Origin of the sequence: Nonomuraea sp. JJY05 (assembly GCF_043496855.1) — a bacterium.
Lineage (GTDB): Bacteria > Actinomycetota > Actinomycetes > Streptosporangiales > Streptosporangiaceae > Nonomuraea.
Genome location: NZ_JBIEIS010000023.1, coordinates 38,346 through 54,383, shown reverse-complemented (window position 1 = coordinate 54,383; position 16,038 = coordinate 38,346). Strand labels below are relative to the sequence as shown.

Annotated in this window: 18 protein-coding genes and 1 riboswitch; of the genes, 4 read left to right on the top strand and 14 right to left on the bottom strand. The window is 69.4% G+C overall.

What is annotated here, in order from left to right; translation table 11 throughout:
* Positions 1 to 22: 22 nt before the first annotated feature.
* The 8 genes from ACFKCF_RS32815 to ACFKCF_RS32780 all read right to left on the bottom strand — a co-directional run bounded on the left by ACFKCF_RS32815 (position 23) and on the right by ACFKCF_RS32780 (position 6,811).
* Entirely contained in the window at positions 23 to 583 is a 561-nt protein-coding gene (locus ACFKCF_RS32815) for a superoxide dismutase family protein (protein ID WP_394499152.1), read from the bottom strand.
* Between the two features lie 95 nt (positions 584 to 678).
* Positions 679 to 939: a 4a-hydroxytetrahydrobiopterin dehydratase gene (locus ACFKCF_RS32810; protein ID WP_364847473.1), complete on the bottom strand. Its 261-nt coding sequence runs from the start codon at positions 937 to 939 to the stop codon at positions 679 to 681.
* 9 nt (positions 940 to 948) lie between these two features.
* The gene (locus tag ACFKCF_RS32805) at positions 949 to 1,794 is read right to left on the bottom strand and encodes a carbohydrate ABC transporter permease (protein ID WP_394499151.1); all 846 of its coding nucleotides are present in this window, start codon (positions 1,792 to 1,794) and stop codon (positions 949 to 951) included.
* Complete coding sequence (locus ACFKCF_RS32800; protein WP_394499150.1) at positions 1,795 to 2,709, bottom strand: carbohydrate ABC transporter permease; 915 nt, start codon at positions 2,707 to 2,709, stop codon at positions 1,795 to 1,797.
* Positions 2,710 to 2,713: 4 nt separating this feature from the next.
* Positions 2,714 to 4,153 carry an N-acetylglucosamine/diacetylchitobiose ABC transporter substrate-binding protein gene (gene ngcE / locus ACFKCF_RS32795; RefSeq protein WP_394499149.1) on the bottom strand — a complete coding sequence of 480 codons (1,440 nt, stop codon included), beginning with the start codon at positions 4,151 to 4,153 and terminating at the stop codon, positions 2,714 to 2,716.
* Positions 4,154 to 4,319: 166 nt separating this feature from the next.
* Entirely contained in the window at positions 4,320 to 5,234 is a 915-nt protein-coding gene (locus ACFKCF_RS32790) for a hypothetical protein (protein ID WP_394499148.1), read from the bottom strand.
* A complete protein-coding gene (locus ACFKCF_RS32785; RefSeq protein ID WP_394499147.1) occupies positions 5,231 to 5,773 on the bottom strand; it encodes an RNA polymerase sigma factor in 543 nt (180 codons plus the stop codon). Before ACFKCF_RS32785 ends, ACFKCF_RS32790 begins: the two co-directional genes overlap by 4 nt.
* Before the next feature lie 687 nt (positions 5,774 to 6,460).
* Positions 6,461 to 6,811, bottom strand: coding sequence for a winged helix-turn-helix transcriptional regulator (locus ACFKCF_RS32780; protein ID WP_394499146.1), 351 nt, complete (start codon positions 6,809 to 6,811; stop codon positions 6,461 to 6,463).
* 54 nt (positions 6,812 to 6,865) lie between these two features.
* Here ACFKCF_RS32780 and ACFKCF_RS32775 point away from each other — a divergent pair, with 54 nt between their 5' ends.
* A complete protein-coding gene (locus ACFKCF_RS32775) occupies positions 6,866 to 7,468 on the top strand; it encodes an NAD(P)-dependent oxidoreductase (RefSeq protein WP_394499145.1) in 603 nt (200 codons plus the stop codon).
* A 38-nt stretch (positions 7,469 to 7,506) separates the two neighbouring features.
* Here the strand turns inward: ACFKCF_RS32775 and ACFKCF_RS32770 are convergent, their stop codons facing one another.
* Entirely contained in the window at positions 7,507 to 8,715 is a 1,209-nt protein-coding gene (locus ACFKCF_RS32770; RefSeq protein ID WP_394499144.1) for a DUF4032 domain-containing protein, read from the bottom strand.
* A gap of 22 nt (positions 8,716 to 8,737) precedes the next feature.
* Between ACFKCF_RS32770 and ACFKCF_RS32765 the strand changes: the two genes are divergently transcribed.
* Entirely contained in the window at positions 8,738 to 10,306 is a 1,569-nt protein-coding gene (locus tag ACFKCF_RS32765; RefSeq protein WP_394499143.1) for a DUF885 domain-containing protein, read from the top strand.
* Here ACFKCF_RS32765 and ACFKCF_RS32760 read toward each other — a convergent pair.
* Entirely contained in the window at positions 10,301 to 10,936 is a 636-nt protein-coding gene (locus ACFKCF_RS32760; protein WP_394499142.1) for a class II aldolase/adducin family protein, read from the bottom strand. The two genes, ACFKCF_RS32765 and ACFKCF_RS32760, sit on opposite strands and share 6 nt — an antisense overlap.
* 42 nt (positions 10,937 to 10,978) lie before the next feature.
* A complete protein-coding gene (locus tag ACFKCF_RS32755) occupies positions 10,979 to 11,563 on the bottom strand; it encodes a TetR/AcrR family transcriptional regulator (protein ID WP_394499141.1) in 585 nt (194 codons plus the stop codon).
* A gap of 46 nt (positions 11,564 to 11,609) precedes the next feature.
* Between ACFKCF_RS32755 and ACFKCF_RS32750 the strand changes: the two genes are divergently transcribed.
* Both ACFKCF_RS32750 and ACFKCF_RS32745 read left to right on the top strand, forming a co-directional pair.
* Positions 11,610 to 12,527, top strand: a complete 918-nt coding sequence (locus ACFKCF_RS32750) for a carbohydrate kinase family protein (RefSeq protein WP_394499140.1) — start codon at positions 11,610 to 11,612, stop codon at positions 12,525 to 12,527.
* On the top strand, positions 12,524 to 13,738 hold the full coding sequence (locus tag ACFKCF_RS32745) for an aminotransferase class III-fold pyridoxal phosphate-dependent enzyme (protein ID WP_394499139.1): 1,215 nt from the start codon (positions 12,524 to 12,526) through the stop codon (positions 13,736 to 13,738). The genes ACFKCF_RS32750 and ACFKCF_RS32745 overlap by 4 nt, the downstream gene beginning before the upstream one ends.
* Here ACFKCF_RS32745 and ACFKCF_RS32740 read toward each other — a convergent pair.
* From ACFKCF_RS32740 to ACFKCF_RS32730, 3 genes are all read right to left on the bottom strand, one after another.
* A complete protein-coding gene (locus ACFKCF_RS32740) occupies positions 13,735 to 14,580 on the bottom strand; it encodes an alpha/beta fold hydrolase (RefSeq protein WP_394499138.1) in 846 nt (281 codons plus the stop codon). The two genes, ACFKCF_RS32745 and ACFKCF_RS32740, sit on opposite strands and share 4 nt — an antisense overlap.
* A 38-nt stretch (positions 14,581 to 14,618) precedes the next feature.
* The gene (locus tag ACFKCF_RS32735; protein ID WP_394499136.1) at positions 14,619 to 15,308 is read right to left on the bottom strand and encodes a hypothetical protein; all 690 of its coding nucleotides are present in this window, start codon (positions 15,306 to 15,308) and stop codon (positions 14,619 to 14,621) included.
* Between the two features lie 187 nt (positions 15,309 to 15,495).
* Positions 15,496 to 15,630: riboswitch (cyclic di-AMP (ydaO/yuaA leader) on the bottom strand.
* A 170-nt stretch (positions 15,631 to 15,800) separates the two neighbouring features.
* The gene (locus ACFKCF_RS32730) at positions 15,801 to 16,001 is read right to left on the bottom strand and encodes a DUF5302 domain-containing protein (protein ID WP_394499135.1); all 201 of its coding nucleotides are present in this window, start codon (positions 15,999 to 16,001) and stop codon (positions 15,801 to 15,803) included.
* Positions 16,002 to 16,038 lie beyond the last annotated feature (37 nt).

Genomic DNA, 16,038 nt, shown 5'->3' with positions numbered 1-16,038 from the left:
AATTATGCCCGTGGCCGGGTGGTTACGACACCTTTTTTAGGGTCAGGCAGGCGACGCGGTCCCCCGCCATACCCACCTCCGGGCCCGAGGTCTTGGTGGACTTGGCGTGGATGACCAGCGCGCCGGGCAGCTTGGCCGGGTCGAGGACCCAGTCGTTGCGGGCGGACGAGCGGCCCGCGCCCTCTCCGTCGGTGGTGAAGTCGAGCCAGACCTCGCTGGCCGGGCTGATCTCGCCGGCCTTGTGCTGGTAGTGCGGCCCGGACTCGTCGGGCTTCTTCCCGCAGGGCTTGACGTGGAGGTGGGCGCCGTAGCGGCGGTTGGGGAGCAGGCCCTCGACGACGAGGGTGGTGCGGGTCTGGCCGTCGGCCGACTCGACGTGGGCGCTGCCCTGAGCCCCCTGCGGGACCAGCTTGCGGTCGTAGACGATGGCGGCGGTGTCGGAGGCGGTGAACTCCCCCTCGCCGGACAGCCTGATCGCCCCGCCGGTGGGGCCCTCGCTGGGGCCCATGACCTGCTGGAGCGGGGCGGGCGGGCCCGCGCAGGCTGCGGTGAGCATGATGAGCAGGAGTGCGGGCACGCGCATGAGACCCTCCATGGTTCGAGCCCCTACGGCAGGAGGGCTCCGGGAGGGCACCCACTCTAACGAGTAATCGAGCTACTACGGTGAGTATTCGGCGGTTAGGCGCCGTGTTTCGCCGCGATGTCGTCGATGATCGCCGCCAGCGTGAAGTCGAGGTCGGTGAGCCCGCCCGCGTCGTGGGTGGTCAGGACCAGGTGGAGGGTACGCCAGCGGATGTCGATGTCGGGGTGGTGGTTGAGCTCCTCGGCCTTGACCGCGATCTCGTCGACGATGCGGATGGCGGTGGGGAAGTCGGGCGCCTCGATCGTGCGCCGGATCTCGTCGCCCTCGCGCCGCCATTCGGGCAGGTTCTCGCTCATGGCGCCACGTTACTTCAGCGCCCCCGAGCCGAGCCCCGACTGGATCTGGCGTTGGAAGATGATGTACACGACCATGACCGGCAGGATCGTCATGCTCAGCGCGGCGAACAGGCCCGGCCAGTCCGCCTCGTACCCGGCCAGGGTGGAGATCTTGGCGATGCCCTGAGTGAGGACCCATTTGTCCGGGTCGCCGGCCAGGAGCACGAGGGGCAGCAGATACTGGTTCCACTGGCCGAGGACGTTGAAGATGGTGATGCTGATCAGGCCGGGCCGGGCCATGGGCACCATGATCTGGAAGAACGTCCGGGTGTGCGAGGCGCCGTCGATCATGGCCGCCTCGGCGACGGTTTCCGGCAGCGTCCGGAAGAACGCCGCCAGGAAGAAGACGGTGAAGGGGAGGGAATAGGCGATGTAAACGAGGACGAGGCCGAAGTGGGAGTTCAGCAGGCCGAACTGCTTGACGACGAAGAAGAGCGGCCCGAGAGCCAGGAACACCGGAAAGGCCAGTCCGGCCACGAAGTAGTAGTAGATCAGCCTGTTGCCGATGAACGTGTAGCGGGCCAGCACGTACGCCGCCATCGACCCGAACAACATCGTGCCCGCCGTGCCGAAGAAGACGACCACCACGGTGTTGAGCATGTACTGCCCGATGTGCGCCTTGTCCCAGGCCCGACCCCACGAGTCCAGCCGCAGCGCCCCCGGGAGTTGCAGCGGATCGCCGAAGATCTCGGTGTTGTTCTTGAACGACGCCAGGAACGTCCACAGCAGCGGCAGGACGATCAGCAACGCCCAGACGGCCAGCGCCGCGTGCGAGAGCCCGTTGAGCACGCCGGGCCGCGGCCGGTTTCTGGCCATCTAGAGCTCAACCCTTTCACGCCTGGTCGTACGCAGTGTCAGCACGGCGAAGGTCACGGTGAGGAAGAACAGCGCCACGCCCATCGCGCAGGCGTATCCGACCTTGTTGTAGGCGAAAGCCGTTTTGTAGATGGTGACCGGGAGAATGGTCGTGGCGCCGTCCGGCTCGCCTTTGTCGCCGGCCAGCACCTGCACCAACGCGAATCCGTCGAAGGCTGCGATCCCGAGATAGATCCAGCCGACCTGGATGGTGTCGCGCAGCAGCGGCAGCGTTATCGAGAAGAACAGCCGGACGCGGCCGGCGCCGTCCAGCGCGGCGGCCTCGAAATAGTCCTTGGGAATGGCCGCCATGCCCGCCGAGAACAGCACCACGTAAAAGCCGACGCCCTGCCAGATCATCACCGCGATGATCGACCAGAGGGCGAGGTCCGGCTCGGTGAGCCAGCCGACGGGCTCGGCGCCGAACCTGGCGAGCACGCCGTTGATGACGCCGTCCGCGTCGGGGCGGTAAACCGCCTGGAAGAGCACGCCCACCACGGCGACGGCCAGGACCTGGGGGAAGAAGAACACCACCCGGTAGAACTTCGACCCCCAGACCCCTCTCATGCCGGCGCCGCGCGTGCCGCCGCCCAGGTTCAGCAGGAACGACAGGAACAGCGCGATGACGATCGTCGCGATCGGCAGCACGAGCAGCATGATCCCGTGGTTGCGCAGGGCCTGCCAGAACACCTCGTCGTCGAACAGCCGGCCGAAGTTGTCCAGCCCCACGTACCGCACGATCGAGCTGTATCCGTTCCAGCTCGTCAGGGAGAGCTGGAACGCCTGGACATAGGGGCTGATGACGAAGACCGAATAGAGCGCCACGGGTACGACGAGGAATCCGGCGACGAACCCGTACTTGCGCAGCCGCTCCATCTGCTCACTGGCTCCGCGTCTGCTTGGCGACCGCGTCGTCCTTCTTGATGTCGTCGGCCTTCTTCTGCATGTTCGCGCAGAACTTCTCCGGGGTGATGCGCCCGGCCATGACCACGTTGATCTGCTGGGTGCCGTAGTCGAACAGCTCCTTGTACCAGCCCTCGAAACGCGCGTCGGTGATGATGTTCTGGCCGGCCGCGTCCTGGGCCTTGGCGGCGCTCATCAGTCCGGCGGGCAGGTCGAGTCCGGCGGCGGCGCCGTTCACCACGGTGAGGTTCTGGGTCTTCTCCGTGAATCCGCGCGCGCCCTCCTTGGACAGCATGATGCGCAGGTATTCGAGGCCGCCCTGCGGATTCTTGCCCTTGGCCGCGACGACGAAGTTCTCGCCGACGCCGACCTGGATGGCGCCGTACGGCATCTTGTCGGCGGCGGTGACGTCGGGAATGGGGGCGATGGCGTATTCGAAGTCGTCGGGCTTGTCCTTGGCCATCTCGTTCTCGATCCAGGAGCCCACGGGGTAGAAGAGCAGCTTGTTCTGCAGCTGCTTGACCTGGGTCTGGGTGTGGTCGAGGCCGAAGTACGCTTTGTCGCCATATTTCGCCTGGATGTCCACCCAGGCCGTGACCGCCTGCTTCATCGGCTCGGCGTTCCAGGCGTTGTCGACCAGGTTGTCGATGTCGATGATGACCTGGTTCCCGCCGATCTTGGCGGCCGTGTAGAGGACGTTCCAGAGCTGGTAGTACGGGCCCTTCTGCCCCGGGTACGCGAAGAGCAGGATGCCTTCCTGCTTGGCCTTGTCCCCCAGCGCCGTGAACTCGGCCCACGTCCTCGGCAGCGACCACCCCTTGGACGCGAACAGCTTGGCGTTGTACCAGAGCGCGCGGTGGGAGACGGTGTAGTTCAGGACGAGGTCCTTGCCGTTGATCTTGGCGTTGTCGATCACGGCGGGGGTGACGGTGTCGCGGATCTTCTTGGCCGGGTCGTCGATCGACGGGGCGTCGAAGAGCACGGTCAGGTCGGCGAGGTGGTTCTCGGCGGCCAGCGCGGCCAGGTCCATCGAGTCGGGGCCGGAGTTGTTGAGCACGTCGGGCGCGTCGCCGCCGACGAAGCGCGGGCGTAACTGGGTGCCGATCTGCTGGGTGGCGTTGTGCTTGACCGACACGCCGGGGAACTCCTTCTTGTAGAGCTCCTCGTGCAGGTCCTTGGCGTACGCGTCGCCGTACCCGCCGCTGAAGATGACCACCTCCAGCGGCTTCTTGGGGTCGACGCCGAAGGGGTTCCTGGTGTCGGCGGAGGCGGTGATGCTGGGGGCGGCCGAAGGCTCGCCCCCAGCGCCGCCCGTGGCGCAGGCGCTCAGGAGGCCCGCACCGGGGCCGGCCACGAACGCGGTCATACCGAGGCGGCGCAGCAACTGACGCCGAGTGATCTCGCCCGGAGGGGTCATGAGGGCTCCTGAATTAGGAAAGTTTCCTAAACGTTTGCCCGAACGTACGAACGGCCGCCGACACCCGTCAAGGGGGCGCAATCGAGACGTGACCTTGCCGTGATCCCCTCGCCTGAACAGACCACAGCATCGTGGAAGGGGGACGAGGGCGACAAGTGCCGTTTCACTACTTCCACCACTCGGACGTCTCAAAGGAGCCGGCGGCTTTGGGCAGCGAGTCGGGCGGCACGCCAGGACCGGCATCGACGAACACCCGGACCGCGTCGGACGCCGTCTTGTGGGCGCTCTGGACGGTCCAGTCGTCCTTGATGTGCGCGCCGTCCACGCGGTACCCGCCGCCGCTGCCGTCGGGGCCGGTGGTCCATATCACCACATAGTCGATCTTCAGCCCGAGCCGCTCCATGTTGGCCCTGACGTCGCCGACCCGCTTGCCTCGAGCCTTGTAGCCGTCTACGGGCGCGTCGATGTTCCGGCCGTCAATGCTCGGTGTGGCGTAGGGCTCCCCCGGCGCGGCCGGTCGGCCGATCCCGAAGACGACCTTGCCCTTGTAGTGGACGGGGATGGAGACCGTGCCACACCAGGCGGACGGACAGTGCTTCTTGCGACTGCCCATCATGCCCGCGCCGGGCGGGAACTCTCCGTCCATGATCGGGCCGACCAGCTTGCCCACGTCCTCCGGCGCCACCGGCGCCTTCTTCACCTCGGCGTCCAGCCCGACCGCCCGGAACGCCTCCGTGAACTCCGCCGCCTCGGCCTCCGGGTCGTTGATCGCCACTTCCAGGTAGTCGTCGCCGGCCTTGACCGACACGGCGGCGTTGGCGTACTCGGTGACGGGGCCGCCGAACGGCACCCCGACGACGATCGCGACGGACGCCGCGACCGCCACCGTGGCCAGCCCGAGCCACCGTCCTCTGCGCGGGGAACGCCTTCGCACCGGCACCCGCTCCTCGGCCATGATCGACTCCATCAGCGCCCGCGCCCCCGCACCGGACGCCTGCCCCACCGGGTCCCCGGCCAGATCCTCGTCCCGTACGCGGGCGAGCTCGGCGATGTTCACGGGCTGTTCCCTCCGGATGCTCACAGGCTGCTCCCTTCGATCGCGACGGCATTCGAGTACTCGACCCCGGCCTCGGCCAGGCCCCTGGCGAAGCGTTTTCTGGCCCGGAAGAGCCTGACCCGCACGGCGTTGCGCGAGATGCCGAGGATCTTGGCGATCTGGCCCGGATCGAGCCGCTCCCACGCGACCAGGGCGAGCAACTCCCGGTCGTCCTCGGACAGGGTCCGGAACACCTTGCCCATCTGCGAGAGGTCGTCGCCGGGCAACTCGACGACGAGCGGCGAGGCGGCCAGCTGCTCGCGGAGGGCGGCGGTGCGCTGCTCATGCCGCCGCTCACCGCGCCGCTGGTTCGCCAGCACGTTCCTGGCCACCCCGAAGAGCCACAACCTCGCCTCGTCGCCTTCGGGCACCTGCTCCATCCGGCGCCACGCGACCATGAACGTCTCCGCCACCACGTCGGCGGCGTCGTCCGGGTCTGGGCAGCGGCGTAACGCGTATCCGAGCAGCTGGGGGTATGCCGCTTCGTAGATCGCCTCGAACCGGCTTTCGGGATCGACTCCCATCCGTTCTCCTCACTGTGTGGTTCACCACCACTCACCCCATGTCCGGAATCCCGCCCCCATTACCGGCCACCTCGGCCGGGCGAGCGAGCCGGCTCACGGGCGATCCGGCTCACGGGCGATCCGGCTCACGGGCGATCCGGCTCACGGGCGCGAACGACGAAGGGGCAGCGATGCGAGGACGGACCGCAACCGCGTGCAACGAACGGGCACGCCGGCCGTTGACGGGCGCGCGGCGGATGAGCACGGCCTACGGGCATCCCTGAGGGACCCGGCGCACGAGCAGCACGGCCTACGGGCATCCCTGAGATGGGTCCGCCGGACGAGCGCACCGCACGGGCGAAGGAGTGCGCACCGCCTGGCGTTCTCCGGCGCCGGTGCGGCGAGAAGGCGCACGGCGGCACTCGGCGCAACGCGCACGGCGCGTGGGGTCGGGCGCTCCGACGGCGCAAGGGCGGCGGGTTGAGGGGTGCGCGGGTGGCGAGATGAGGTGTGGCGGCGTGAGGGGTGACGGCGTGAGGGGTGACGGCGTGAGGGGTGACGGCGTGAGGGGTGACGGCGTGAGGGGTGACGGCGTGACAGGGGCGGAAGTGTGGCAGTGGTGTGGTGGTGAGCGGCGATGGCGGGGTGGTGAGGAGCGGGCAGTGCAGCGCTGAGTGCAGGCGAGCGCTGGTGAGGGGTGGGTGCTGGTCAGGCGGATTGGGTGCGGTGGGCGAGGATTTCGGTTATGTGGTCCTCCGCCCACGCCGCCACCGCCGAGATCGGCTCGTGCAGTGAGCGCCCCAGGGGCGTCAGCTCGTACTCCACCCGCGGCGGCACCTCCGCGAACACCTCCCGCGTCACCAGCCCGTCCGTCTCCATGGCCCGCAACGTCTGCGTCAGCACCTTGGGGGTGACCCCGCCGATCCGCCCCCGCAGGGCGGTGAAGCGCATGGGGCCGCGGGAGAGACTGAGGAGTACCAGCACCGACCATTTATCGCCAATCCGATCCAGAACCACCCGGGTCGGACAGTTAGCGTCGAAGACATCGCCAGTATCCATAAGGTACTTATAGCACGATGAAGTAACCAGTATCCAATGGATACTCTTGCGCACATGAAGATCCTGCTCTTTGGCGCGACCGGCATGATCGGCCAGCGCATCGCCGCCGAACTCACGAATCGCAACCACCAGGTGACCGCCGTCAGCCGCAAGGGCCCCGTCAAGGGTGACGTCCACGACGCCGCCACCCTGGCCAAGGGCTACGACGCCGTCGTCTCCGCCATTGCCCCGCCCCGCGACGGCACCGAGCCCGAGCCCCCGTTCCTGGACGCCAACCGCGCGCTCATCGAGGGCGTGCGCGCGGCCGGCGTACGCAGGCTGATCGTCGTGGGCGGCGCCGGCAGCCTCCAGGTCGCGCCGGGGCAGGACCTGGTCGACACGCCCGACTTCCCGGAGATCTACAAAAAGGAGTCCAAGGCCCAGAGGTCGGCCCTCGGCCTCTACCGGGAGGTCGAGGACCTGGACTGGACGTACATCTCACCGGCCGCGGAGATCGAGCCGGGCGATCGCACCGGCGTCTACCGCATCGGCGGCGACACGCTGCTGGCCGACGCCGAGGGCCGCAGCCTCATCTCGGCCGAGGACTACGCGGTCGCCGTCGCGGACGAGCTGGAGAACGGCGCCCACCCGCGCAAGCGAATCACCGTCGCCTACTGAGCCGCCGCTTACTGAGCCGCCGCTTACTGAGCCGCCGCTTACTGAGCCGCCTCCTCCGGGAGCAGCGCCTTCTCGTCGGGCTTGTGGACGAGCACCTTGTCCACGTACGACTTCACGGCCGCCGCCAGCCCCACGTCCGAGCCCGTCTCCTCGGACAGGTACCAGCGGTGGTCGAGTATCTCGTGGAAGAGCTGCGCGGGCTCCAGCTTGCCGCGCAGCTCCGCGGGGATGGCGTCGACCGTCGGCTGGAACACCTCCGCCAGCCACCGGTGCGCCACGATGGCCTCGTCCTCGTGCCGCAGCCCCTTGGCCACCCTGAACCCGTCGAGGTCGTTGAGCAGCCGCCGCGCCTGGTTCTCCTCCACGTCGAGCCCGGTCAGCCGGAGCAGCCGCCGCTGGTGGTGGCCGGCGTCCACGACCTTGGGCCGTACGATGAGCCGCCCGGTGCCGACCTTGCGCCGCACCATCATCTCGGCCACGTCGAACCCGAGCAGGTTCAGCCGGCGGATCCGCTGCTCGACGCGGTGCCAGTCGACCTCCTCGATGATCTCGCTCTGGGTGATCTCGTCCCACAGGCGGTGGTAGCGGTTGACGATGTCCTCGGCGGTCTCCATGGGATCGACGGACGGATGCAGCAGCCCGCCGGCCTCCAGGTCGAGCATCTCGCCGAAGATGTTCGTGTGCGCGGTGTCGATGTCGGCCAGCCGCTGCCCCTCGCTGATCATCGGGTGCATCTCGCCGGTCTCGGCGTCCACCAGGTACGCGGCGAAGGCCCCCGCGTCCCTGCGGAACAGCGTGTTGGACAGCGAGCAGTCGCCCCAGTAGAACCCGTTCAGGTGCAGCCGCACCAACAGCACGGCCAGCGCGTCCAGCAGGCGGGTGAGCGTGTCGGGCCGCAGCGTGCCCGACATGACGGCGCGGTAGGGCAGCGAGAACTGCAGGTGCCGGGTGATCAGCGCCGCGTCCAGCCCTTCCTCGCGGCCGGTGACGTAGGCGACGGGCTCCACGGAGGGCGCGTCGAGGCGGGCCAGGTCCCACAGCAGCTGGTATTCACGCTTGGCGTACCGTTCGCTGATCTCCTTGATCGCGTACACCTTGCCGGACAGCCGGGCGAACCGCACCACGTGCCGCGATATGCCCCGGGGCAGATCGACGAGATGGTACTGCGGCCAGTCTTGGAGGGGGACCTCCCAGGGGAGGCGGATCAGGTCAGGGTCGCCTAGCGCGCCAGTGATCTGCAGGGGCATTTCCACAGGATATGGTGCATCGGTGGACGAGTTTCTCAAGTGGTACTTTTCCGACCGTCCCGTCGTGGCCAGCTCATTGGGGGCCGACGGTTATGATCACACCCTCGGCGACTTCACCGCCTCCGCCTGGACCGCCCGCGAGCGGGAAGAGGCCCGCTGGCTCGACCGCCTCTCCGGGCTCCAGCCGGCCACCCTCGACGACGCCATCGACAGAGATCTGGTCCTCTCCCAGCTGAGAGGCTCGACCGCGCTCGCCTCCTGGCCCGAGTGGCGGCGCGACCCGGCCGTCTACCTGTCCGCGATCTTCGCCTCCATGTACACGCCGTTCCAGCGGCGCCTCAAGCCGGAGCCCGAGCTGGTGTCCTCGGCCCTCTCCCGGCTGGCCGAGGTGCCCGGCGTGCTGGCCGCCTGCCGCGCCAACCTCGACCCCGAGCTGGCCGCCCCGCTGCTGGTCAAGCGCGGGCTCGGCCAGGCCCGTACCGGCCGGAACTTCCTCACCCGTACGATCCCGTCCCTGGTCGAGGACCCGGACCTGGCCGCCAAGCTGGCCGAGGCCGCCGAGCCGGCCGCGCGGGCGTTCGACGAGCTGGTCGCCTTCCTCGAGGGCTTCGAGTGCGGTGGCACCTGGCGGATGGGCGAGAAGCTCTACTCCACGCTGCTGCGCGAACGCGAGATGCTCGGCTACGGAGCCGCCGAGCTGCACGAGAAGGGCAAGGCCGCCTGGGCCGAGCTGGACGCGCGGATGCGCCAGGTGGCGCTGCGGGTCAACGGCGGCGAGGACTGGCGGGCGGCGATGGAGTCCCTCATGGACGACCATCCGCCGACCCTGGCCGACATGCGGGCCGAGTACGCGGCCGAGACCCAGCGGGCCAGGGAGTTCGTGCGGGAGCGGGACCTCGTCACGTTCGCCGGCGGCGAGGAGTGCGACGTGCTCCCGTCCGCCGAGTACACCCGTCCCGTGCTGTCCGTCGCCCACTACCTGGCGCCGCCCCCGCTGAGCGCCTCGCGCAGGGGCGTCTTCTTCGTTCCCTACACGCCCGACGACTTCACCCCCGAGCAGGTACGCCAGCGCCTGCGGACGAACTCGCGGGCCCAGATGCCCTCGATCGCCGTGCACGAGGCCTACCCGGGGCATCACTGGCACCTGTCGTACATGGCGGGCAATCCCCGTACCGTCAGGAAGGTCTTCCGCACCCCGTACTTCACCGAGGGCTGGGCCCTGTACGTGGAGAAGCTCCTGCACGAGCAGGGCTACTTCGACACCCCCGCCACCGAGCTGGCCCACCTGGACTGCCGGATCTTCCGCGCCGCCAGGATCGTCGTGGACACCGCTTTGCACTGCGAGGACATGTCGATCGAGGAGGCGGAGACGTTCATGGCGACCAAGGCGTCGCTGTCGCCGGGCACCGCTCAGGGCGAGGTGAACCGCTACTGCGCGTGGCCCACGCAGGCGCCCTCCTACCTCACGGGCGCGATCGAGATCGACCGCATCCGGGAGTCGTTCCAGGGGTCGCTGAAGGAGTTCCACGACCGGATCGCCGGGTCGGGCGGGCTGCCGCTGGGCCTGGCGGAGCAGGCCGCGCTCTCATAGGCGGCGAGGGAACGCCGGGGGGTTCAGCGCGCGCTCGATCACCGCGTTGAGCTGCTCGTTCGTGAGGATGGCCGGCTTGCCCACGCTGAGCCCCCGGACGTACACCTCGCACAGCCACTCCAGCAGCCGGGTGGCCTCGAACGCCTCCTCCAGCGTCGCCCCGACGGTCACCCCGCCGTGGTTGGCCATCAGGGCGGCCTTCTTGCCCTCCATCGCGGCCCGGACGTTGGCGGCCAGCTCGGGCGTGCCGTACGTGGCGTACTCGGCCACCTTGACCACCCCGCCGAGCAGCAGCGCGTTGTAGTGCACGGGCGGCAGCTCGGTCATCGTGGTGGCCACGATCGTGCCGAACACCGAGTGCGTGTGCACGATGGCCCGGGCGTCCGTGGCCGCGTAGACGGCCAGGTGCATGGGGGTCTCGCTGGACGGCTGCAGGTCGCCCTCGACGAGGTAGCCCTCGACGTCCACGACCGGGCAGATCTCCGGGGTCAGCCGGTCGAGCGCCACGCCCGAGGGGGTGACCGCGACCAGATCCCCCTCGCGCACGCTCAGGTTGCCGGACGTGCCGATGACCAGGCCGAGCTCGACCGCGCGCCGGCCGTACTCGCACAACTGCTCGCGCAGGCTCATGCCCGGCAATTTAGTCGGTCGTCCGAATTCCAGCAATGGGTGTCACAGGCGATCGAGCGCCTGGAGCATGAGGCGCTCGACGTCGACGCGCCTGAGCCGGCCCGGGTAGAGGAGCAGGTGCAGGCTGAGGCCGTCGACCAGGGCGAGCAGGTGCTCGGTCAGGTCGTCCAGGTTGTCGTCGGTGCGCAGCTCGCCGGCCGCGCGCGCCTGCGCCAGCAGGTCGCGTACGGCGGCGCGCAGCTCGTCCGCCTCCGTGCGCTGGACCTCGGCCAGGCGCTCCGAGGCCAGGCTGCGGCTCCAGAAGCTGACCTCCAGGCGCGACTCCTGGGTGCGCTCGGCGTCCAGCGGCAGGTTGTCCAGCAGCAGCTCGCGCAGCGCGGCCAGCCCGCTCGCGCCCTCGACCTTGCGGGTCAGCCGGTCGCGGATGCGCTGGTGCGACTGGCGCAGCGCCGACAGCAGGATCTCGTCCTTGTCGGCGAAGTAGTGGGCGAGCACGCCGTTGGAGTATCCGGCCTCCTTGGCGATGGCCCGCGTGGTGGCGGCGTCGATGCCGTCCCTGACGATCACCCGGCGGGCGGCTGACAGGACCTCGCGCCGGCGCTCGTCGTGATCGACGATCTTGGGCATCGGCTCCTCCATTGACTTTTTATTCGGACGTCTGTCTATTTAGACTATGACCGTCGCCACCGTCGGCGTCCACATCGTCGACATTCTCGCCAGGCCCATCGACCACATCCCCGAGGGCCAGGACACCGTACTGGTGGAGCAGATCCGCCTCACCGCCGCCGGCGCCGCCGCCGGGACCGCCGTCGACCTGGTCAAGCTGGGCAACTCCGTGGTCACCATGGGAGCCGCCGGCGACGACGAGCTGGGCGACTTCCTGGTGGCGGTGCTCACCAAGCGCGGCGTCGACGTCTCGCGCCTCGTGCGCAGGGCGGGCGAGCAGACGGCCGCGTCGATCCTGCCCATCAGGCCCGACGGCGGGCGGCCCAGCTTCCACGTGCCGGGGGCGAACCTCAGCGTGACGTACGCGGACCTCGACCCCGAGGTGCTGCGCGGCGTGCGGGCGATCCACCTGGGCGGGATGGACGTCACCTTCGGCCTCGGGGACCCGGCGTTCTTCGCCCTCCTGGACGAGGTACGCGCGTCCGGCACCATCATCACCATGGACCTCCTTTCGGAGATGCCCGACTTATTGGGAATGGCCCGCGCTTTCCTGCCGCACGTGGACTACGTGCTGCCGAACGAGTCGCAGGCCCTCCTCATGACCGGCGCCTCCGACGTCGGCGAGGCCGCGCGGACCCTGCTGGCCGACGGGCCGCGCGGGGTGCTCGTCACGCTGGGGGCCGCGGGCAGCCTGGTGGTCACTCCGGAGGGTGCGGAGCCGGTGCCCGCGCTCAAGGTGGACGTCGCGGACACGACCGGCTGCGGGGACGCGTACTGCGCGGGGTTCCTGACGGGCCTCCTGCACGGGCAGGACGTGCTGACCGCCGCCCGCTGGGGCACGGCCGCCGCCGCCCGCGTCGCCACGGGGCTCGGCTCGGACGCCGGCCTCATCGATCTCGACTCGACTCTAAGGACTCTCGGATGACCGACGCAGAACTCCGTCAGCGCGCACTGAAGGTCCTCCCCGGCGGCATGTACGGGCACCTCAACGCCGCCCTCTTCGCCCCCGGCTTCCCGCAGTTCTTCGAACGCGGCGAGGGCTGCCGCCAGTGGGACGTCGACGGGCGCGAGTACATCGACTTCATGTGCAGCTGGGGCCCGGTCGTGCTCGGCCACCGCCACCCGCGCGTGGAGGAGGCCGCCGCCCGGCAGGCCGCGCTCGGCGACTGCCTCAACGGCCCCGGCTCGATCATGGTGGAGCTGGCCGAACTGCTGGTGGACACCGTGCCCAGCGCCGACTGGGCGATGTTCTCCAAGAACGGCACCGACGCCACCACGCAGGCGCTCATGGTCGCCCGCGCCGCCACCGGCCGGACCAAGGTCCTGATGGCGCACGGCGCCTACCACGGGGCGGACCCCTGGTGCACGCCCTCCCTGGCGGGCACGACGCCCAACGAGCGGGCCGACCTGGTGGAGTTCACCTACAACTCGCTGGAGTCGCTGGAGGCCGCGGCGGCGACCGTGGAGGGCGACGTGGCGGCGATCATCGTGACGCCGTTCAAGCACGACTCGTTCGAGGACCAGGAGCTGGTGGAGCCCGCCTTCGCGCGCGGCGCCCGCGCCCTGGCCGACCGGCTCGGGGCCGCGCTGGTGATCGACGACGTGCGGGCCGGGTTCCGGGTCGACCTGCGGGGGTCCTGGGAGCCGTACGGGGTGCGGCCCGACCTGACCGCCTGGTCGAAGGCCATGGCGAACGGCTACCCGATCGCCGCCGTCACCGGCACGGACGCGCTGCGCGGACCGGCGCAGACGCTGTACTCGACGGGGTCGTTCTGGTTCTCGGCGGTCGCCATGGCGGCGGCCAAGGCGACCATCGAGACGCTGCGCGACACCGACGGCATCGGCGCCATGGAGCGCGCGGGCACGCAGCTCCGCGAGGGGCTCTACGCGCAGGCCAAGTCCCATGGGTTCGTGGTGAACCAGACGGGGCCCGTGACGATCCCGTGGCTCAGCTTCGACGGGGACGCCGATCTCTCCGTCGCGATGTGGTGGAGCGACGCCTGCCTGCGGCACGGGGTCTACCTGCATCCGTGGCACAACTGGTTCATGTCGGCCGCGCACACGGAGGCCGACGTGGCCAGGGCGCTGGAGGGCACGGACCAGGCGTTCTCGGAGACCCGTGCCCACTTCGGCTAGGCGGAGGTGAGCTTGGCGATCTCGGCCACGACGGACGGCCAGAGCGCGCGCGGCAGGTCGTGGCCCATGCCCGGGTAGGTCACCAGCCGGGCGCCCGGGACGGCCGCGGCCGTGGCGTGGCCGCCCGCGACCGGGACGAGCTGGTCCGCCTCTCCGTGCAGCACCAGCGTGGGCACCCGCACCCCGGCCAACCCGAGCGTGCGGTCGCCCGAGGCCATGATGGCGGCGAGCTGCCGGGCCGTCCCCCCGGGATCGAAGCAGCGGTCGAACGCGAGTCCGGCCAGCAGGGTGATCCGGTCGTGGTCCAGCTCGTATCCGGGCGAGCCGATGACCGACCAGGTCCGCAACGCCTGTGCCAGGACCGCTTCGCGGTCGGCGGGGGGCGTGGCCATGAGGGCGGCGAGCGCGGCCTCGGTGGGCGGGGCCACCGAGGGGCCGGGAGTGGACATGATCGAGGTCAGGGTCAGCACCCGGTCGGGGTGGCGGATGGCCAGGGCCTGGGCGATCATGCCGCCCATCGACGCCCCGACCACGTGGGCGGCCGGCCAGCCCAGCGCGTCCATGAGTCCCGCCGCGTCGTCGGCCAGGTCGTCCAGCAGATACGGCGAGGGCGCCCCCATCGCGGGAACGCCCTGGTCGTGGAAGTGCGTGGACAGTCCGGCGTCGCGGTTGTCGAACCGTATGACGTGGTGTCCCTGGTCCGCCAGCAGCTGGCAGAGCCCTTCATCCCAGTGGATGAGCTGCGCGCCGAGCCCCATGATGAGGAGCAGGGGGCGTCCTTCGTGCGAGCCGAAGCTCTCGTAGGCGATTTCGATGCCGTTCGCGGCTACGCGGGTGGTCACGTGGACCAGAATGACATTCTGGTCCACGTCCGTAAAGTTCAGCCCTTGAGGAGATTGCGGACGCGGTCGCTGGCGAGCGCCACGCCGCCGCCCACCGCGGCCACGGCGCTGGCCACGACGGCGCCGGTGCCGGCGCTCCACTCCCCCGCCTCCGGCGCGGGCGGCACGGCCGCGGCGCCCACCGGGGGCTCGGCCGGGTTGTCGTCGTGCTCGGACCAGGCGCCGGTCGAGAACGGGACCGGGTAGTTCTTCTTGCCGGGACCGTTGCCCCACTTGGTGATGACGTAGTCGACCTTGATGTGCCCCTGGCCGCCGACGCCGTCGACGCCGAGCGTCTCCATGTTGAACGTGCCGCCGGTCAGCTCCGCGAACGTCTTGCCGTCCAGGTCGAGCATGACCCCGTTGTTGGAGGGCACACCCGGGCCGCGGTCGCCGACGAAGAAGGGCAGTTTCTTGCCGTCGTGGATCACGTAGCCCTCGGTCATGAGCGGCCAGCTCGGGCTGGCGGCCAAACCTTTCTGCATGGGCTTGCCGCTGGCGGGCAGACCGGTGTCCCCGGCGCGGCCGGAGGCGTCGTCCCAGAAGTACGAAGCGGTGGTCGAGCCCTTGAGCAGGACCTTCTCGTCCGTGTTGGAGTCGGCGTGGGCCGCGGTGCCGGCGATGGTGAGCGCGCCGACGGTGGAGGCGGTGAGCAGAGCGAGGGTACGCAGGCCAAAACGTGCAGACATGGAAAAGTAAAGTCCTTCGCGAGGGGGCAGGGAGGTTGCGCTCGCTTGAAAAAGGGCGTAGCAGGGCAAAGCACCTGACAGGGGGAAAGCTACGCGGAGCGCGAAACGAGCCTGAGAAAGGGACCGCTCAGAGGGCGGTCGTCATCACGCTGTGTGGATGTTCTACGTGATCATTCAAGATATGCATACGTCCTCTCCATCTCGCCTACCGGGTTAGCTGACGGGTTCGGACGTGGAGATGCCCTACCGACACGCGGTCGGATTCACCCCAGGGAGGTGGGTCCCCGGCTCCCGAGTGATCGGGATTCGGCGCCAGCCGGCTGGTCCCCTCTTGGTAAGGTCCACGCCACCGGCTGGTAAGTGGGCATCACTCTAACCACGTATTCCGGACAAACACAAACAGTTCGTCATGAATTGGTGTAAAGATCTACCTGCCCCCGGGCATAGAGAAAGGGGGCACGGCGTTGCCGCACCCCCTTGAAATTTCCGGCCTCAGCCGCCGCTCTTGCGCCTGAACGATCTTTTACTCGCAGCCGGACCGTGCGTCCCGTGGATCTTCGATGGGTCGCCGCCCTTGCCACCCGCGCCTGAGCCCGCGTGCTGGCCGCGCTTGCGCTCCAGCGCCTCGCGGAACTTGCGCTTCATCTCGTCCTCGGGAGTCTCGCTGACTTCCGACTCCGGTGTATCCGCCATGAGGACCTCCATGGTGTTGGGGACTATCACAGCTTCG